The 19,705-nt window shown below is 43.3% G+C and carries 21 protein-coding genes; 6 read left to right on the forward strand and 15 right to left on the reverse strand.

Features of this window, described 5'->3' with window-relative positions; all coding sequences use genetic code 11:
• Positions 1 to 4 precede the first annotated feature (4 nt).
• The 6 genes from R8695_RS16570 to R8695_RS16595 form a co-directional block, all read right to left on the reverse strand.
• Entirely contained in the window at positions 5 to 640 is a 636-nt protein-coding gene (locus R8695_RS16570) for a cobalamin B12-binding domain-containing protein (RefSeq protein ID WP_118509966.1), read from the reverse strand.
• Between the two features lie 162 nt (positions 641 to 802).
• The gene (locus R8695_RS16575) at positions 803 to 1,339 is read right to left on the reverse strand and encodes a DUF2284 domain-containing protein (RefSeq protein WP_154780089.1); all 537 of its coding nucleotides are present in this window, start codon (positions 1,337 to 1,339) and stop codon (positions 803 to 805) included.
• Between the two features lie 4 nt (positions 1,340 to 1,343).
• Positions 1,344 to 3,077 (reverse strand): ASKHA domain-containing protein, encoded by a 1,734-nt coding sequence (locus R8695_RS16580; RefSeq protein ID WP_118509962.1) that lies wholly within the window; start codon positions 3,075 to 3,077, stop codon positions 1,344 to 1,346.
• A gap of 216 nt (positions 3,078 to 3,293) precedes the next feature.
• The gene (locus R8695_RS16585) at positions 3,294 to 3,932 is read right to left on the reverse strand and encodes a corrinoid protein (RefSeq protein ID WP_118509960.1); all 639 of its coding nucleotides are present in this window, start codon (positions 3,930 to 3,932) and stop codon (positions 3,294 to 3,296) included.
• Positions 3,933 to 3,948: 16 nt separating this feature from the next.
• Complete coding sequence (locus R8695_RS16590) at positions 3,949 to 4,767, reverse strand: methyltetrahydrofolate cobalamin methyltransferase (RefSeq protein WP_154780090.1); 819 nt, start codon at positions 4,765 to 4,767, stop codon at positions 3,949 to 3,951.
• Between the two features lie 129 nt (positions 4,768 to 4,896).
• Entirely contained in the window at positions 4,897 to 5,931 is a 1,035-nt protein-coding gene (locus R8695_RS16595; RefSeq protein ID WP_118509956.1) for a uroporphyrinogen decarboxylase family protein, read from the reverse strand.
• Positions 5,932 to 6,308: 377 nt separating this feature from the next.
• Here R8695_RS16595 and R8695_RS16600 point away from each other — a divergent pair, with 377 nt between their 5' ends.
• The 4 genes from R8695_RS16600 (at position 6,309) to nudC (ending at position 9,597) form a co-directional block, all read left to right on the forward strand.
• Positions 6,309 to 7,184, forward strand: coding sequence for a serine hydrolase (locus tag R8695_RS16600; RefSeq protein ID WP_154780091.1), 876 nt, complete (start codon positions 6,309 to 6,311; stop codon positions 7,182 to 7,184).
• Between the two features lie 40 nt (positions 7,185 to 7,224).
• Positions 7,225 to 8,190: a hypothetical protein gene (locus R8695_RS16605; protein WP_243139485.1), complete on the forward strand. Its 966-nt coding sequence runs from the start codon at positions 7,225 to 7,227 to the stop codon at positions 8,188 to 8,190.
• A 49-nt stretch (positions 8,191 to 8,239) separates the two neighbouring features.
• Positions 8,240 to 8,671: a phosphate-starvation-inducible PsiE family protein gene (locus R8695_RS16610; RefSeq protein WP_154780092.1), complete on the forward strand. Its 432-nt coding sequence runs from the start codon at positions 8,240 to 8,242 to the stop codon at positions 8,669 to 8,671.
• A gap of 77 nt (positions 8,672 to 8,748) precedes the next feature.
• Entirely contained in the window at positions 8,749 to 9,597 is an 849-nt protein-coding gene (nudC, locus tag R8695_RS16615; RefSeq protein WP_154780093.1) for an NAD(+) diphosphatase, read from the forward strand.
• Between the two features lie 60 nt (positions 9,598 to 9,657).
• Here nudC and R8695_RS16620 read toward each other — a convergent pair whose 3' ends face one another.
• The 8 genes from R8695_RS16620 to R8695_RS16655 all read right to left on the reverse strand — a co-directional run bounded on the left by R8695_RS16620 (position 9,658) and on the right by R8695_RS16655 (position 17,158).
• The gene (locus R8695_RS16620) at positions 9,658 to 9,861 is read right to left on the reverse strand and encodes a PfkB family carbohydrate kinase (protein ID WP_154780094.1); all 204 of its coding nucleotides are present in this window, start codon (positions 9,859 to 9,861) and stop codon (positions 9,658 to 9,660) included.
• A 97-nt stretch (positions 9,862 to 9,958) separates the two neighbouring features.
• A complete protein-coding gene (locus R8695_RS16625) occupies positions 9,959 to 11,113 on the reverse strand; it encodes a DnaJ C-terminal domain-containing protein (protein ID WP_154780095.1) in 1,155 nt (384 codons plus the stop codon).
• 122 nt (positions 11,114 to 11,235) lie between these two features.
• Positions 11,236 to 11,703 (reverse strand): Hsp20/alpha crystallin family protein, encoded by a 468-nt coding sequence (locus tag R8695_RS16630; protein ID WP_118509946.1) that lies wholly within the window; start codon positions 11,701 to 11,703, stop codon positions 11,236 to 11,238.
• Between the two features lie 186 nt (positions 11,704 to 11,889).
• A complete protein-coding gene (locus R8695_RS16635) occupies positions 11,890 to 12,357 on the reverse strand; it encodes an Hsp20/alpha crystallin family protein (RefSeq protein ID WP_008705428.1) in 468 nt (155 codons plus the stop codon).
• A 587-nt stretch (positions 12,358 to 12,944) separates the two neighbouring features.
• Positions 12,945 to 13,088, reverse strand: a complete 144-nt coding sequence (locus R8695_RS16640; protein ID WP_154780096.1) for a hypothetical protein — start codon at positions 13,086 to 13,088, stop codon at positions 12,945 to 12,947.
• A 60-nt stretch (positions 13,089 to 13,148) separates the two neighbouring features.
• Complete coding sequence (locus R8695_RS16645; RefSeq protein ID WP_154780097.1) at positions 13,149 to 14,600, reverse strand: sensor domain-containing diguanylate cyclase; 1,452 nt, start codon at positions 14,598 to 14,600, stop codon at positions 13,149 to 13,151.
• A gap of 89 nt (positions 14,601 to 14,689) precedes the next feature.
• Positions 14,690 to 16,756, reverse strand: a complete 2,067-nt coding sequence (locus R8695_RS16650; protein ID WP_154780098.1) for a hypothetical protein — start codon at positions 16,754 to 16,756, stop codon at positions 14,690 to 14,692.
• 27 nt (positions 16,757 to 16,783) lie between these two features.
• Positions 16,784 to 17,158 (reverse strand): response regulator, encoded by a 375-nt coding sequence (locus R8695_RS16655; RefSeq protein WP_118509938.1) that lies wholly within the window; start codon positions 17,156 to 17,158, stop codon positions 16,784 to 16,786.
• Between the two features lie 184 nt (positions 17,159 to 17,342).
• Between R8695_RS16655 and R8695_RS16660 the strand changes: the two genes are divergently transcribed.
• On the forward strand, positions 17,343 to 18,059 hold the full coding sequence (locus tag R8695_RS16660) for a LytR/AlgR family response regulator transcription factor (RefSeq protein ID WP_154780099.1): 717 nt from the start codon (positions 17,343 to 17,345) through the stop codon (positions 18,057 to 18,059).
• On the opposite strand, the gene R8695_RS16665 is transcribed toward R8695_RS16660, so the two are convergent.
• Positions 18,028 to 18,294 carry a hypothetical protein gene (locus R8695_RS16665; RefSeq protein WP_205730798.1) on the reverse strand — a complete coding sequence of 89 codons (267 nt, stop codon included), beginning with the start codon at positions 18,292 to 18,294 and terminating at the stop codon, positions 18,028 to 18,030. The genes R8695_RS16660 and R8695_RS16665 overlap by 32 nt on opposite strands.
• Positions 18,295 to 18,664: 370 nt before the next feature.
• Between R8695_RS16665 and bioB the strand changes: the two genes are divergently transcribed.
• A complete protein-coding gene (bioB, locus tag R8695_RS16670; protein WP_118509934.1) occupies positions 18,665 to 19,636 on the forward strand; it encodes a biotin synthase BioB in 972 nt (323 codons plus the stop codon).
• The last annotated feature ends 69 nt before the right edge of the window (positions 19,637 to 19,705 follow it).

The raw sequence follows: 19,705 nt of genomic DNA on the forward strand, positions 1-19,705 counted from the left end.
CCTGTCACACAATAAACGTCTTTGCAACTTCCACAGCCTCAATACAATTCTCCGTATAAGCATCCGCTCCCATATTCTTTGCCAGCTGTTCAGTCACTGCACCACCGCCAACCATAATCTTAAATTTATGCTTACCGCTGTTTCGTTTCAGAGATTTCACCACCTGCTCCATCTCCGGGATAGAAGTGCTCAAAAGAGAAGAAATGCACACGATCGACACATCCGGATTCTGCTTCACAGCACGCAGAAACTGTTTCTCCGAAATATCCACCCCAAGATCGATCACCTTAAATCCTGCACTGCGAAACATAATCGCAACCAGATTCTTACCAACATCATGGAGATCTCCCTCCACAGTTCCCAGGATCACAGTCCCGATATTCCGTCTGCTGAACTGCGCATCCTGCTCTTCCAACAGTTCAAACCCCTTACGCACACTTCTCGCTGCAGCCAGAATCTTAATAATATCCGCCCCATTCATCTTATAATTCTCGCCCACAGTTCTCATAGCAGGAGTCATCGCCTCCTCCACGATCCTCGCAGAAGAAATATGCTGCTTCAGTGCCTCTCTCACCAGTTTCTCCGTATCCCCCGGATGCCCCTCTTCAATTGTTTTCTGTAACTGTTCAAGTACTGTCATATATCAAGCCCGCCCTTAACCATTCTGCTGAAAAAATCCTCCGCCTTACGGCGAAGGATTTTTATATCCATTCACACTCATATGCGCTATAACAACTGCGCTTTCAATACATATATTTTATCATAGCCTGAAGTTATTTACAATGTAAAAGCACTTTCATTTTCACTCCAACAGATAACAGCTCGTATAAGCAATCGTACAATCTCCATAATAATATTGCAGCCCATTCGCCTGACAGACCTGCGTCACCAACATCCCATAAGCTTCCATCGAAGAAAAAGCCTGCTTCGGAAAACGACACGGCGCATCCGGATAGGTACAGACTTTGCACTTCGTACAGCACCCTGCTCCAATTGCCAGCATATCAGGATAAAGCTCCCTCAGCTTCTTCTCAAACTCTACAAAATACTCCTTATGCCTGGCTTCCGTTTCCATCATACCTTCTCCATCAAGAGCGTCCTCCAGTTCTCCCACAGTCTGAACAATAATTCCATATTTATAACGCCGTACTTTTGCCTCACATTCTTCAAGTGTGCCACATCCTGGAGGACAGCTCCAGCACTTATTATATTTATGACAGGTATCTGACGCACACATCTGACGCACCTCCGGTTTCAGTTCAATCGTATCACAATCCAGCGGCGCCACATGTGAAAAGCCCTGTTCCATTCCCATCTGTTCTAATTTCTTTATATCCATAACCTCAACTCCTTACCTCAAATCCCAGCTCATCAATAAAATAATCCTGAAAATCACCCGAAGCAGCCAGCTCCACGAAATCAATCTTTCTCACCAGCTCATCCATTTCCAGCATTTCCTTCTCATTCACAAGCGCAATCTTCGCGCCCTCACCGGCAGTATTTCCCACAGGCTTTACTTTCCTCACAAGTGCTGCTGGAAATAATCCAATCTTCCCTGCACTGACCGGATCCATATAATTGCCAAAAGCCCCTGCAATATATACCGAACTGATTTCATCTTCTGTAATCCCAAGCCGCTCCATAAGCATCTGGATCCCGGCTGCGATCGCAGCCTTTGCAAGCTGAACCTCTCCAATATCCTTCTGTGTCAGATAAACCCCTCTCTCATTGCCAGCCAGCTCCGGTGATACCAGCATAAACACACTCTGATTCTTCTGTCCACTGCTCAACGCTCCATTCTCATCCAGCATTCCCGCATCCAGAAGCCCTGCCACCAGATCGATCAATCCTGAACCACACAAACCAACCGCCGGTTTATTCCCCACAGTCGTATAACTCCATTTCCCATCCCTAAACTTCACATGATCCACAGCTCCCGCCGCGCCACGCATTCCGCACTCGATCTTGGCCCCTTCAAAAGCAGGCCCCGCTGCCGTAGAACAAGTCACCAGACGCTCCCTGTTCCCCAGAACCATCTCCCCATTCGTTCCAATGTCGATCATCAGTGAAATCTCCTCCTGCAGATCCTGCCTCAACGCCAGCAGACATCCACAGGTATCCGCTCCTACATAGCCGGCAATATCCGGCAACATGATCAATTCCGCCTTCTTCTGCACAGCCAACCCATAATCCTCCGCATTCAAAACCAGCCTCTCACTCACAGCCGGCGTATAAGGCGCATGCACCAGCGAAGCCGGAGAAATCCCCAGAAACAGATGATGCATACAGGTATTTCCCACAATACACACCTGAAAAATATCCCTCCTGTCAATCCCTGCATTCTCTGCCAGCACGCCCAGCATCTCATTAACCGCTTCCCGTATGCACTGACTTAACGCCTCCGTTCCATGCTCCAACGCATAATTTGCCCTCATGATCACATCCGCACCATACTGCGCCTGGGGATTCATCCGGCTCTCCACCGCCAGAGTCCTGCCATCCTCACCATCAAGCAAATACCCCGCAATCGTAGTCGTCCCAATATCAAACGCCACCAGACACCTCCGACCAGCTTCCTTCCTAAACTCCAGGATCCGCCTTCTACTATAAACCACATACCACTCATCAGAATCTCTCCGCATTCCATACAGTTCCCCTGCCAACTTCAGATTCACTTCCATACTCTCCGGACTAATATCACTATCTTTCTCCCCCAATATATCCAGAAGCCGCTCCCAATCCGACCGCCTCTCCCCTACATTCGCTTTCTCCAGTTCAACCTGAACCATCCGCAATCCCGGCCCAAACACAACCTCCCGGTTAAACCCATCCGTCAATATCTTCTCATTACCAGCCCTGTCCAACGTCTCCACTGCACAAATTTCACCCACACCAATCCGCACCTGACACGCCTTAACCACTTCCCCATCAATCTTAACCAGACACTTTCCACATTTACCAAGCCCACCACAAGGCGCATCCGGTCTCAACCCTGCCCTGATCTCAGCCTCCAGCACCGAAGTTCCATCTTCCACCTCTATCTCAATATCCTCACGCACAAACTTCACCCAAGCCATATAAAAAACCTCCCACACTTGCCCAATAATCAACCTTTTCACACATCTATTATTTTATGTCCAATAACTTCCCCACATCTCATTCACCCACTCGCGAAACCAACACCCATTATTATACCACCCCATAAAGCGAAAGGACCACCCCACGCACCCGCAGAGCAGTCCCCTCCCTTTATGTTTTCATGTTATCCTTATACCATAAAAGAATAATCCAGCTTAAGCCGCCGCCAGCTTCTTAGCCAACGAAGCCGCACTAGCCGCATCATCAGAATACCCATCAGCCCCAATCTCCTCAGCAAACGCCTCAGTAATCGGTGCCCCACCAACCATAACCTTAATATTACCTCTGAAATCAGCCGCATTCAACGCCTCAACAGTCTCCTTCAAAGACGGCATAGTAGTCGTCAGCAAAGCAGAAAGAGCAATAATCTTAACATCCGGATTCTCTTTATAGCACTCAATAATCTTAGCCGCCGGAACATCAACCCCAAGATCAATTACTTCAAACCCGGCACTCTCTATCATCATAGCCACCAGATTCTTACCAATATCATGAAGATCACCGGAAACAGTCGCAATAATAACTTTACCCAGCGCACCAGTAGAACCAGTTGCCAAATGAGGTTTCAGAACCTCAACTCCCTTCTTCATAGCACGCGCTGCAACCAGCATCTCCGGAACAAAAATCTCACCATTTTTAAATTTCTCACCAACTACGGACATTGCACTGATCATACCATCATTCAGAATCGCAACCGGATCATCACCCTCATCAATGGCTTCCTGTACAGCCGGTCCTACTAATTTCGCTTTCCCTTTTTCTACTAATTCAGCAACTTCATTTATCTTAGACATAATCAAATCCTCCTTATTATTTCTTCTTTGCAGTTCCAATCAGTCCTTCTCTGTAAGCCCCGATATATTCCATACAATAATCATCCAGACCAAGCAGCGCCTCTGTCGCATAAACCAGTCCAAGCATATCCTTATTAGTCGGATCCATAATTCCACTGTCCAGTCCGGCATTCATTGCCAGTACCAGGAAACCATAATTGATCAGCTTACGCACCGGCAGATTAAAGGAAATATTACTGATCGCGGCTGTGATATGAATCGACGGATACTGCTCACGAACACTTGTAATTGTCTCAATATTAGTAGCAATACCATCCTCAGAAGTACAAAGCATCTCAACCAGCGGATCAATATGAATTCTGTTCGGAGCAATTCCATACTCCTTCGCTTTCGCCATGATCTTGTCAAAAACTTTCAGACGGTCTGCCGCACATTTCGGAATACCAGTATTGTCACTCAGCAGCGCAATCACCTGCCATCCTTCATTTCCCGGCTCTGCCATGATCGGGAAAATCGTATCAATCTTATGTCCCTCTCCTGATACAGAGTTAAAAATTCCAGGCTTCTTACAGAATTTATACGCCTGTGCCAGAACATCCGGGCTCGGGCTGTCAATAGAAATTGGAAGATCTGTAACCTCCTGAATACAGTCGATCATCCATTTCAGAGTTTCCACTTCCTCTGCTTCCGGAACAGAAGCACAACAATCAATATAAGTAGCCCCACTATCTGCCTGAAGCTTCGCCCTCGCTTTAATAAAATCAGAATCTCTCTTCGCGATCGCTTCTGCAACAACCGGAATAGAACCATTAATTTTTTCCCCAATAATAATCATCTTTTAAACACCTCCATAGCATCATCCTCTGTCACCCCCAAAATCTCATCTACGCGTCAGGCAGATATTCGCATTCCGCTCTGCCATCCTCTCCCAAACTTCCGATTTGTCACTGGCAAATACAAAAAATCAGAACATGATCTGCCACGGAAGTCTCGTAGATTCAGATGCCTTAATACCAAATTTCTCTTCATTCAGCTTGTCAATGGAATCACAGAGAGATTTGTAAACTCCCGGATAAACAGAACCAGGACCACCCTGAGCGATACAAGGAATAAAGTATTTATTTCCACAATCTTCACAGACACGACGTACAACTGCCTCGCAGTTCTCATCTGTCCATCCCTCGAAGTCAACTGCACGGTTCTCAATACCACCCATGAAGCTGATCTTTCCACCATACTTCTTGATCAGTTCCGGAAGATTATTGGTTTCCATACATCCCTGCCATACATCGATTCCCATCTCGATCATAGACGGAACCAATGTCGCAGCATAACTGTCAGAATGATGGATAACCAGTTCAACACCATGGCTGTGATAATATCCGTAGATCTCTTTATACGGCTCAAGTAAAAATTCATCAAACATTGCCGGACTCATAAATGTACTGTCCAGTCCGCCCCAGTCATCATGATGGAAAATTGCATCAGGATGAAGATTAGAACAGATTCCTTCTGCCAGTTCCAGCTCCCACTCTGTCAGATATTTGATCAGGTCATGCATCTCATCCGGATTTGTAATGTAATAAACCAGCGCATTGCTGATCTCGCACAGATGATGAGTCTGCTCAAATATTCCCGGTGCAACGAAAGCTGCCTTAAATGCCTGCTCTCCATCAACTGCATCATACTGAGCTTTCACCATATCCCACTGATCCTGGGTAAATTTCAGAGACGGTGCATGTACATAATCTTTCCAGTCTTCAATATCTTTTACTACGATCTTATCCGGAGTATGTACAGGGAAAGAACCTGGAACCCCTTTCGGGAAAGTATTGGTTACGCCCCATGCATTTACCACATTTTCCTGTCCCGGCTGGAGCAGCGGGTTTGCATACATAAACGGATGAAAAAGAAGCTGCACTGCTTCATACTGATTGACAAATCTGTCAGGATTACCGCCCTTTATAACTTCCAGCATATTCTGTTTTGGTGTTAACATATGATCTACCTCCTCATATAGTTTGGGAAACACCCCCATGTTTCCATATTTATTTAGTTAAATTGTCGTTCTTTATCCCGTTTTTGATGATTCTATTGTAGCATTTGTATATATCGAAAGCCATAATTAGATATGCGGATTTTCTCCATACATATCCATACAATTTGTATGAACTATTTTTATATCATCTTAAATCCGTCAAATCAGAAAAGGTTATACTTGTAACCATCACCCGGAGACGTTATAATTTTAAATACAAAAACTCTATATCTATCAATTATAATTATGATATCCGGGTCAAAGGTTCAAAAGCCGTCCGTGCCTGCACCATAAAACTTTTTTTGAACCAGGGTCCCGCCAGACATGAGGTGAACATTATGTACTTAAAACGCGCTTTACTTCCTCTTATTTCCGTCTGCTTCCTTCTCTCATCTGTATGCTCCGCATCTGAAGGTGAGGGAATGCTTTCTCCTTCCTCGGAATCTACAGACAGCGTCTTCGGAAGTTCCTCTTCCGCAGAACCTGTAACCGATGAGAAGCTTCAGTCCCTGTTAGATCAGCTCCAGGTGAAACTGCCCACAGGCAATGGAAACTGGTCCCTGTACATCTGTGATCTTTTTAATGAATCCGAGGGCGGATTGAACACAGATTCCATGCAGGCAGCCAGCCTGATCAAGCTCTACATTATGGGAGCAGTTTACGAGAATTATGACTCCGTGATCCGGCAGTATAGCAAAGAATCTGTAGACTCCAGCCTTTATTCCATGATCACCGTCAGTGACAACGATGCAGCCAACACATTAGTCAGTTATCTGGGCGGTGGTAATTCCACAGCCGGAATGCAGGCTGTAAACAGTTTCTGCCAGGCCCACGATTATACGAAAACAAGTATGGGGCGCCTGCTTCTGGCAGATAATACACAGGGAGACAACTATACATCCACAGATGACTGTGCACATTTTCTCCAGGAGATCTATGAGGAAGAAGATTCGGATTACCCACATGCTTCTGATATGTACACCCTGCTGAAAGCCCAGACCAGAAGAAACAAGATTCCAGCCCAGCTTCCCCAGGATGTAAAAACAGCCAACAAAACAGGCGAACTTTCCAATGTAGAAAATGACGCCGGGATCATCTATGATTCCGAGAATGACCTGGTGATCGTATTCATGTCCCAGAATCTCTCAGACACCTCTGCTGCACAGAATACCATTGCTTCACTCAGCAGAGAAATTTACGATTACTACAACTGATTCCGTTAACAGCACGAATTATTAAAAAAGGAGGATTCCTATGATGAAAGAGAAAAGAAAAGTTTTAACACTATTGGCTGCAGCTGCCCTGGCAGTCTCTGTTCCCGGAAATTCCGCTGATGTTCAGGCATCATCCAACACCTTTCGCGTAAACGTAGCCACCGGATATCTGGCACTGAGAAATGATACCTCTTTCGATACCAGCAATGAGATCGGAGAACTTTACACCGGCGATCTGGTAGAAGTAGCAGATTACACCGGAGCTACCGGATACTGGTATGTTTACTCTCCGAAATATGACAGATACGGCTATGTCAATAACGATTACCTGGACGCTGTAGTATCCTCTTCCCCCAGTTATTCCAATTCCAACTGGACCGTAAGCGTGGACAAAGGATATCTGGCCCTCCGCAGCGCGAAAGCCTTCGATTCCTCCAACGAGATCGGCCAGCTTTACTCCGGCGATACAGTATGTGTTTCTGACAGCAGCGATCCCTCTTACTGGTATGTATATTCTCCCAAGCTGAATTCCTACGGATATGTTAATAAAGACTATCTCTACGGCGGCAGTTCCGGAAGCAGCACAGGATATTTCGGCGAGACACGAACCGTCCATGTGGACAAAGGATATCTGGCTCTTCGCAGTATGAAGGCATATGATTCCTCCAACGAACTGGGGGAACTTTACACCGGTGACACAGTCCAGTTAATGGATACCAGCGATTCCCAGTACTGGTATGTCTACTCTCCGAAATATGATCTGAACGGTTTTGTAAATAAAGATTACCTCACAGGTGGAACAGCCTATGCCACCAAAACTGTCCACGTAAGCAAAGGATATCTTGCTTTGCGCAACGCCAAGGCATATGATACCTCCAATGAGATCGGTCAGTTGAACACCGGCGACACAGTCCAGCTGATCGATTCTAATGACTCCCAGTACTGGTACGTGTATTCCCCACGGCTTATGAATTACGGATATGTAAATAAAGACTATCTGTATTAAATTTCATCCTTTTGCCCACGAAAAATTTTAAAGAAAGAGTTCATAAATTATGCCAAAAAGACAGGTAAACCATACCATACGTAAACATTTCAACGAAATCATTTATAATATTTCACGTTACACGGAAATCGTCCTTTCCATTATCATTCTGGTGGTGATCGCTCTGTCCGGCATCCGCCTGATCATGGAAGTGGCAGCCACCTCTGTGCCGACTATGGATACGGAATTTTTCACCAGTTTCCTTTCCCAGGCACTATCTCTGGTAGTAGGCGTAGAGTTTGTAAAAATGCTCTGCCAGCATTCCGCCCAGACAGTTGTAGAGGTACTGATGTTCGCCACTGCCCGTCAGATGGTGGTGGAACATCTCGGACCCAGTGAAACGCTCCTGGGTGTGATCAGCATCGCAGTCCTTTTCGCCATCCGAAAATATCTCATGACGGATAATGACGATATGAATTCACGGAGGCACAAAGACGAATAATTTTCTGATATGTTGTTATAACAATGTATTTTTCGAACTGTATATGGTATATTTTTTCAGAAAAGGACTATTACATTATGATTCAGGATATTGCGCCACATACTTATCACAACGAATACAGACCGTCCCAGCCGGACAAAGACAGCTTCATTCTGGTCTATGAGAAAGGAAGCATCCTTCTTCCACGGCAGGAACGTGAAGAAGCCATCTCTTTTCCCCGTTTTCAGGAATTAGAAGGCAAAACAGAAAATCTCTACAGTAATTATATCTACCTGTTTTCCGTTGACGACCAGCGTTTCTATCTGATCCCCCATCTGGACGCTTCCCTGCTTCCGGATTATGGATTTCAGGATGTCCGTGTGCTGCGCACTGCACACCCCCAGCACCTGGCATTCGCAGGAATTACAGGCCATCAGCTTTACCAATGGTACAATAAGCGCCAGTTCTGCGGCTGCTGCGGCAAACCTATGATCCACAGCCAGAAAGAGCGTATGATGGAATGCCCCTCCTGCGGAAATCACGAATACCCGGTTCTGTGTCCTGCAGTTATCGTAGGAATTACCAACGGCGATAAGATCATCCTGTCCAAATACGAAGGCCGCAGATTCAAACGCTACGCCCTGATCGCAGGCTTTGCAGAGATCGGCGAAACCATTGAGGAAACAGTCCACAGAGAAGTTATGGAGGAAGTGGGACTGAAGGTCAAGAATCTCCGCTACTATAAAAGCCAGCCATGGTCTTTCAGTGGTTCCCTTCTTTTCGGATTCTTTTGCGACGTAGACGGCGATGATACTCTCACTGTCGATCACGAAGAACTCTCCATGGCCCAGTGGGTAGAACGGAACAAAATCCCCGATCAGGGCAACAACATCAGCCTGACCAAAGAAATGATGATGCTCTTCCGCGCTGGAAAAGAGCCCAGATAAACACAAACAGGCTGTATGTTTCCACACATACAGCCTGTTGCTATTATAATCTTTTTACAGTCACTTCGGACAAAATCTTCTTACATATTCAGATTTGAAATCTCCCTTATTCGGAGAAAGAGCATTGGCAGATACTACTGCCACTGCGAACTTCAATGCTTCCTGCGGCGTATAATTTCTTTCCAGTGCAACAGCCAGTCCTCCTGCCATGGAATCACCGCAGCCGGACTTCTGGGAAACATCTGCAATTTCTTTTACTGACATTCCCTTTTGCGCAAGAGATTTCCTCAGTCATAAACAATACCTCCAATTTTTGGATTTAAAAGCATCGATTTCTGAAATGTAATTCAGATTAGAATAATTAGGCAGCACTCCCATTACCGAATCCGCGACCTCTATAGGTTTTGCTACATTCCTGTTCGAATTCTTTCAGTTTGCGTCTGGCTTCAGGTGTGAGGTTGGTTGGTACCTGAATCTGTACGGTTGCATATTCATCGCCGTGGACAGACGGATTATTCATCGCTACGATACCTTTTCCTCTTAAACGGATCTTAGTTCCCGACTGTGTACCCGGTTTAATATTGCAGAGAACATCACCGTAGATGGTATGAACTTTCGCTTCACCGCCAAATACAGCAGTTGTAAATGGAATATTTACAGTTGTATAAACATCTCTGCCTTCCCGTCTGTATCCAGGTTTATCCTGAACATTTACTTTCAGAAGCAAATCACCGGCCTCACATCCGCCCACTCCCGGATATCCTTTTCCTTTAAGTCTGATAGACTTACCGGATTCAATACCTGCCGGAATATTGACTTCATAATTCTGGACACCACCGTTGCTGCTCTGCAGGCGAATAACCTTCTTACCGCCAAAAGCAGCTTCATCAAAGCTGACAGTAACCTCCGCATGAAGATCCTCACCTTTACTGCTGTAAGAACCGCTAAAGCCATGACTGCGGAAATCACTTCCACCTGTACTAAAGCCACTGCCGAAGCCGCCAGTTCCATTGCTTCCGAATCCACCAAAACCACTTCCGTGAAATCCACTGCCACCGAAGCCGCTGCTTCCAAAGCCACCGGATGATTTACTCTTCTTAAATCCACCACCAAAAATGTTCTTCAGGATATCATCCATATCTTCGCCATTTTCAAAATGATATTCATGATAACCATTGCCATCACTGTACGAGCCATGGAAACCGCCGCCAAAAGGATTGCCCTGTGTTCCGCCAAATCCACTGCCAAACGGGCTGCCCTGTGCGTTTCCATAATTACCGGCGCCTTCTTCAAAAGCAGCGTGGCCGAACTGGTCATATAGTTTACGCTTCTTCTCATCACTCAGAACATCATAGGCTTCATTTACTTCCTTAAAATGCTCTGCTGCCGAAGCGTTTCCCTCATTGCTGTCCGGATGATATTTCTTTGCCAGTTTTCTGTATGCTTTCTTAATCGTTGCTGCATCCGCGTTTTTGTTCACGCCCAGAACTTCATAATAGTCTCTTTTCAATATCATCACCTTCCCTCATAAACACATTCTAATGCAATCATTCCACACTTCATATTTCTGCAATCCTCATTATGCAAACAACGGGAAGCCAAAAGATTTGACCTCCCGTTGCTGTAACTTAACATCTATTATCCTTCAATGGAGATGCTGTGCTTCTGTTCCACTGCTGGCTTTGCTTCTTTCTTCGGAACAAATAATGTCAGGATACCATGTTTGAATTCTGCTTTGATGTCGTCCTGATGTACTTCCTTACCTACATAAAAGCTACGACTGCAGGCACCTGCATAACGTTCTCTGCGGATATAACGTCCTGTTTCTTTCTCTTGCTCATCTTTATCCAGACCTTTCTCTGCACTGATGGTCAGATAACCATTTTCCAGTGCTGCGTGGACTTCATCTTTCTTAAATCCAGGAAGATCAACGATCAGTTCATATCCATTGCTCATTTCCTTGATATCGGTTTTCATTACATGATTTGCTTTATGTCCATAAAGCTTCTTCTCTGCATCCTTCATTGCTCTGTCATCATAATAGAATGGGAAATCTCCAAAAAAGTCATCAAATAAATTTTCTCCAAAAATACTAGGCATTAACATAAGTCATATCTCCTTTTCTAATATATTTTATATATGTCAAATCTGTTCGCCAGATTTACTTTCCAAATCTATCTCTACAGGTTTTTTCAACCTTTTATCTTCAATCTTTTAGTGTAAACTTTTGTTTTTTATATCTGTTTTTAATCTCTGGCTGACCCTTAACGGGTCAGTCAGAATATTTATTCATCAGCCTTCAATAGCAATTGTTTTCTTCTGTTCTACTGCTGGTTTTGCTTCTTTCTTTGGTACAAATAATGTGAGGATACCATGTTTGAATTCTGCTTTAATGTCTTCTTTCTCAACTTCTTTGCCTACATAGAAGCTACGGCTGCAGGCACCTGCGTAACGTTCTTTACGGATATAACGTCCTGTCTCTTTCTCCTGCTCATCTTTGTCCAGGCCTTTCTCTGCACTGATAGTCAGATAACCATTCTCCAGATCAGCCTTTACTTCATCTTTGGTAAATCCCGGAAGATCTACAACCAGTTCATAGCCCTTATCAGTTTCCTTGATATCGGTTTTCATTATATGGCTGGCTCTGCGTCCGTAAAGTTTCTTCTCTGTATCTTTCATTGCTCTGTCATCATAATAAAATGGAAAATCTCCAAAAAAGTCATCAAATAAATTTTCTCCAAAAATACTAGGCATCAACATAAGTCATCTCTCCTTTTCTATACCGTCCATCTATATATGATGGACTCTCTGTTATGCATCTTTACCTTGTTTCTTTGGAACTTAGGTTATCAGGAATCTCATAGAACTTATTTCTTTGTTCTCTTTTTGTTCCCCTTCCTTTGTTCTAGCTGTAATATAACACTTATTATTAGCACTGTCAAGAGGTGAGTGCTAATTTTTTTGTGAAAACTTTGTGATTTTGTAAACCCTTTGTGAAGCCTTGATAAATTGCAAAACAGTTTTCGTTTTCTTATGTCGAAAAGAGGTACCGCCTTTTAGCAGTACCCCTTGTTTTCTTTAGTATTAGTTTATTCACTCTGCGCAAAATCATGTACATAGTATAAATCCGGTTTTTATTTTTCTTTCATATAAACGATGCCAGGGGCAAAAGCCTGAAACCACGATGTGCCTGCACAGGAATGGTTTCAAGGCTTATCTGTATTCCCGGATATACGGTTCCTGCACTGAGATAGCTGATTTTTCCAAACAGAGAATAAGTTTCTGAACGGATTCCTACATACATACGCGGTTCATATTTCTTTAAACACCGACACACATCTTACAGATCATCCTGTCAGATCATCGATCTGAGTCCACATAAGCAGAAAACCATGCAGGAGCAGTATAACAATATACAGAATACATTTCTTTTTATCTGCCTCAATTCTTCGATAGGTTCTGGTATAATCAATTACTTTCTTTTCTTTCATAGACCCCTCATTTTGTTATGTTTCGCTACGCAGCTCATAACCGGGAATCTTCCAGAATTTTTACCTCTCCTCCCCGTAAATTACAGCACTGCAGCCCTTCTGTTTTTTGCTCTGATACATTGCCCTGTCAGCCTTTTTGTATAGCTGATCAAAAGAAACCTCTTCATATCCATCATAAAAACACGCACCCAGGCTTATTTCTACGTTCTTCCCCTGCATCTCTACGATATCAATCTGTCGGATGTTTTCAAAAAACCTCTCAAAAAATTTCTCTGCTACACTCTGTTCCAGCATTCCCGGTACAAACATGGCAAACTCATCACCACCGAGGCGCAAAACCACATCACTGTCACGACATGTTTTCTGTAGCTTCTCCGCAACGGCTATGATTACCTTATCTCCTACAGAATGTCCATAAGTGTCATTGATGGATTTAAATTTGTCACAGTCGATCAAACAAAGCAATCCTCCTGTTTTTCTCCTTAAAAATTCAGTAATCTTTTTTTCTCCGCTTCCACGATTACATAATCCTGTCATAAGATCTGTCCGCGCCAGATAAATCAGTCTGTTCTCACGCTTTTTTTCTTCTTCTATACACTCAATACAGAAAAGTACATGCAAAAGTCTTCCATTTTCATCGTAATCTACAGGAATAAATCTGCTTCGGCACCAACCTAATATTTTATCTGTAAATTCATGTGTTATGCTGTTTTCCCCAATAAGCCGTTCTTCCAACGTACTGATATCTACAAACTCCAGCGATTCCTGAAGTTGTGATTCTATACACATTTTCTCAGCAATACCATTGATATGTCCGCAAAAATCATCTCTGATTTCATATTCTCCCATTTTAAAATCTTTTCCCAAATATTCCGCAATCTGATCTGTCATTTTTATAATATGATATCTTTTTGTCTGCACATCAACCAAATGCATAGATATATAGATTTTGGAAAGCGATGAATAACTGCTGAGCTTCGCCTCTTTATTTGACTTTATAAATGAATTACGCATTTTCAGAAATGAGATAAGAAGCGTTCCTATCATATCCAGGAAAGTAGTAAGCCCCCTGTAATCACTCTTTGGAGGATTATCCACACCGAAAAAACCACTTATCTCATCTTTATAACGCAAAGGGCACACCACCACATTTCTCACATTCTGCGCTTTTAACATATCATACGATACGCGATGTTCTTCTTTGATATCTTCTATATCAGTGATAATGATACTTTCACCTTTGGAAAACGTATCATACCACCATTTTATTATATCCATATCGACATTCTGCAATCTGTCTATCTCGGGAATTACTCCCTGTGCACACCATTCATATGTATTGTCTGTACCATGTCTTTCTTTACAATCTTCGAAAATATATATTCTGTCAGAACCGATATGTCTGCCGAAAAAGCGGATAAATTCATTAATCTGCTCGTCAGGTGTATTGTAATTAAGTGCAGATCTAAGTGCTTCATTTATGACCAGTTCATACTTTATGATTGTCTTCATGTTGTTTTCCTCTATATATTTTCACTGTATGTAATTATAATGTCCTCTTAATCAGCAACCACCGGTTCAACCGGTGGTTGTGCTCACTTTCAGATTCCCAGAACAGCAGATATCTTAATCTCTTTTTCCGTTTCACTGAGATCAAAATCACCGCCATCTTCCACAGTCATGTGTATCTCATACAGTACATCTTCGGATAATGTATCCGGTGTTTCACCATCTTCTGTCTGAATATGCCATTTCTCTGCCGGAACTTCTTTCAAGGTACCATCTGTGCCATATGCATACAGCTTCAAAGAACCTGTTTCCCCTGAGATTCCTTTCATACGTATTGCAACGGTTGTGTTCGGATGTACGTTCTCAATTGTGATCGTATTCAGCCATCCTTCCACATCTCCCTGGCCGCCGTCTGCTGCAAATTTCTCCTGACTTAACACATTGCGCATTGCCTGATCCAGATCCACCTTGCGGTAAGGCATTTCCGGCAGATATACAAACCTGTCCTGCAATCTCAGAAGTTCCAGATAGCCAGTCGGACAATAGAGCGCATTTCCGCTGTTTCCCGCATACATACCGATAGCCATGTTGTTGTATCCCGGTTTGTCAGAAATATCCATGGTAAATGCAGTCTCGCCTGTCTCAAAATCAAGCATGATATACTGCCACATACCAGTTTCCATATCCTGAACATATCCGTAAATATATCCTGTTGCAGTGGACAGCTTCATCATGGAAGTGTCAGACAGATCACTTCTGCACCAGATACTCTTCATCTCATATCCGTTCTCCGTCTTAACTGTATCCACACGTTCTATACCCGGCGCGATCATTTTATTGCCCTGTCTCAGCCAGCCCACATCATAAATATTCTCATAGCTTTGTATTGAGGAATCATTATCTGCTTCTCCAAGCTTTGCACTTCCTGCACCAAACCAGTTACATACGATCGTGCTTACAGTTCCCTCTCCATCATCATATACAATTGCAGAATTTTCCACAGACACCTGTGTATCTTCCGGAAGCTCATCTATAACGGGCATGCTCGCAACCTGTTCTCCTGTTTTCATATCCACCGCAATAAGATTTACCGGATCCTGATTATCTGTAAACATAACCAGATCTTTGGTCAAAGACGGGGAACATCCACCTCCCCATGCAAGACCGCCACCTGTCGTCTCATCGCCTTCTTTGCTTTCCTTGGCACCCACACTTTTATAGGAAGTTTCCCAGACTTTTTTCACACCATTATCCGCCTGGAGCAGATAACACTTCAGATTTGTCAGAATGACCGCACCCTCCTTAGATGCCGCAATACCATTCTCTGCACCCTCTCCCGGTTCCAGTTCATATACAAACACTGCATCTGACAGATCCACATCTTCTCCATTCAAGATCTTATCGATAGCTGCACGCGAAACATAGCCAAAGGTTCCCTGCTGTTTTCTGTCAGGATAAATGCGGAAGCCTCCTGTTGCAAACCAGAGATTTCCCTCATAATCAAAAACTACAGATAACAGATTCTGATCCAGTGTTTTTCCAAGTGCAGCCTCTGCTGCCGCTTTAATATCAATATCCAGCACTTTCTCAAATTCCGGAAGTACATTTCCCTCCTCATCTGTAGCCTTAAGCATAAGTACCCGATTATCGTTCGTCGGACACACAATGCGATTGCTCTCATCTACAAAAGAATATGAACTCTGTATCAGATAGCTTCCATTGTCATGCTGTTTTGGTGAAAAATAGCCCAAGGTCTGTGCCTCATCTGCATTAATATCACGGATCGCCAGGCCACCCAGAAGCGGAACCACAGAATGTCCATAGGAATCAAAAAAGACTGCCGGGGAAGCATTGGGATTAACTTTTTCATAAGAAACATTGATCTCAGAATAAATATCAACAGGCAATACCTCATCTGTTGAATCTGTATTATAGCAGTCATGATGAATATTGGAATCACTTGCTGCCATATAAGGATTCACATCCATAACCTTCGGTGTAAGTGTCTTTATAGGCAGTTCTGATGTCTGACCTGCATTTTCCTCTGTCTGTGTTTCTTCTACCTGTGTTTCCTCTGCACGTACCATATTTATTGACGGTTCAGATGTTGTAGCTGCTATAAAAGCGATCATTGCAAGAATTAAAGCTCTTTTCTTCATAATTGTTTTTCCTCCTGAGTGTTTTTGTCATATTACATTTCTGTGTTCAAACCAAATGGAGAGTCCTTCTTTTATTTTCTGCTCTTCCACAGGTTTCATAAAAAAATATTCTATCCGCATCCTGAACGCATGAAGCGAAAAATCAAGATCACTGCACCAGATAATCCCACATTTCGGATACAGGGAACGGAGATGTTCTGCCGCATTCAGCCCGGACACCCCAGGCAATGCAAGAAACACCACTGCCGGTACTGTTTTTCGTGTCCGCCCAAAAAACCGTTCCTGATCCTGATAGATTTCAATCAATGGAAAAACATTCTTTTCTGTACAGTAATTTCTGATGTATTCCGCACAGTTCTGTCCTTCCTGTTCCTGATCAGTCAATATGGCAATACAATACACGACATCCCTCCTCTTCCATTTGATGTACTCCCATTTGTTATCCTCATTATAAAAAAGTCAGAAATTTTTTCAATAATTCTGTCACGAAACGACAGAAAATGACACGAATTGTAAATCTATGGTATTGTTTTGTGATATACTTATAGCAGAATTTTATAAACATATAAATAAAGGAAGATTTACTATGAGAATTGCAATTGTTGATGATATTTCAGAAGAACGGACACTACTTCGCAACAGACTGGAATCTCAATTTTCCAGGCGCAATGTCCACATAGATATATTTGAATATGAAAATGGAGAAACTTTCCTCACTGCAGCGAAGGAATGTCCTTTCACTGTAGTGTTTCTGGATATTTATATGAATGGATCTAACGGGATTGATACAGCAAAAGAACTTCGCAGATCAGACACTGACTGTCTGCTGGTCTTTACAACAACTTCCACTGACCATGCATTAGAGGGATTTCAGGTCCGGGCTCTCCACTATCTTGTAAAGCCCTACAGTGAAAATGATATTTCCGTACTGGCAGATGAAATCCTTTCCCGCATCCCGGATTCCGGGAAATACATAGATGTAAAGGTAAACGGCAGTAATATTCAGATTCCCTTCCGGAAAATAATCTACGCAGAGCATTTTTCCCACATGATCCACATCCACACTGCCGGTGAAAGGGAACTGGTCACCCGCCAGTCCTTTGATTCCTTCATAACCTCCCTGAAAATGGACTCACGTTTCTATCAGTGTAACCGGGGCGTTGTGATCAATCTGGAGCATGCCGTTGATTTTGACGGATCAGGCTTTCGCCTTGATAATGGAAGCAATGTCCCTGTCAGCCGTAAACTGCAGAAAAACGCCAGACAGACATTTATGGAATTTCTGTTCCAAAGGAGGTCCTGAAATGACTGACATACTTCGCCCTGTACTTGAACTTTCCGTAATCATTCCCGGTATACTGCTGGTATATCTGCCTGTAAAAAGCTATCTGAAGCAGGCCCCGCTTAAGCTGACCGCATGGCTTCTCCCTCTTCTTCTGGGAATCTGTATTTTGGGAGGAGCGGTTTGCTGTGCCCTCTACCTTCCCACCAGATGGGTCCTGTTTCCTCTGCTGCCTGTCATTATGCTCATTTACCATAAAACGTTAACAATCTCTGTCTTTCACAAATAAAATTTCCGGTATCTGATTATGCTTATATGCATATATGAGCAGTTCATCTACCGAATATTTCTTTTTCTTATTTTCATAAACGTTCTTCTCCTCAGATTCTGGATTCTCTCTGCCATCCAGCCATAATACTCCACATTGTCATAATTGTTCAATTTTTATCATACCAGATATTTCATTGCGCCAGTAAATGACACGCTGAATAGATATATTGACAGGCCAAATATTTTCACGTAAACTTTATATTGTAAACCTATTTTAAATTTTAAGTTGACATTTTATACTTTTATATGTTAAAGTGATACCCGTACAAAAAATCACAGGGAAGGTATTATTATCTATGAATTCCGAATTATATGAAAAAGATGCTCCTGTTCTTTCCAGAGAGGATGCGATCGCTGTTTTAAATACCCCGAATGAAGAACTTGATGCGCTGATCGATCGTGCAAAGAGTTTACGATACAAATATAAAGGAAATCGTGTAAGCATTCATATTCTTACCAACGCCCGTAGCGGAAACTGTTCTCAGGATTGCGCTTACTGTGCACAGTCCTGTCGCTCTACAGCAGATATTGATAAATACAAATGGGTCGATGAAGAGAAACTGTATCAGGACAATGATTTCGTAAATGATTATCATTTATCCAGACACTGTATCGGTCTGAGCGGCATGAAATTTACAGATAAAGAAATCGAAGAACTTGCCCGCCGGATCCGTAAGATGAAAGAACACGGAACACATCTCTGCTGCTCTATCGGTTTCCTGACAGAAAAGCAGGCCAGAATGCTGAAAGAAGCCGGTCTGGACCGAATAAACCATAATCTGAACAGCAGCCGATCCTATTACCACAACATCTGCAGTACACACACATTTGAACAGCGTGTCCAGAACATCCATATGCTTCAGGGACTTGGATTCGAGATCTGCAGTGGCGGAATTATTGGTATGGGGGAAAGTAAAGAAGATGTAGTTGATATGCTTCTCGAACTGCGCGAGATTCAACCGGAAGCACTGCCCATCAACTTCCTCCTTCCAATTAAAGGAACTCCCCTCGGCAACGCCGATATCTCCATGCTGACAACCGAATACTGCATGAAAGTCCTCTGTCTTGCAAGACTTCTCGTGCCGAAAGCAGACATCCGCTGTGCTGCCGGAAGAGAAGTATATTTCAAAGGTGAAGAAAAAAAACTGCTTAGTGTTGTTGACTCTATCTTTGCTTCCGGTTATCTGACAGAGGGAGGTCAGGGCATTGAGGATACACTGAAAACCATCACTGACGCGGGATTTACTTATGAGATTGAATCCGCATGATCATACACTTGCTGACAATTGAACACTATTTAACCAAGTGCGGACAATTTTATCTGCACAACAAAAAAC

Origin of the sequence: Blautia luti, from assembly GCF_033096465.1 — a bacterium.
Lineage (GTDB): Bacteria > Bacillota > Clostridia > Lachnospirales > Lachnospiraceae > Blautia_A > Blautia_A luti.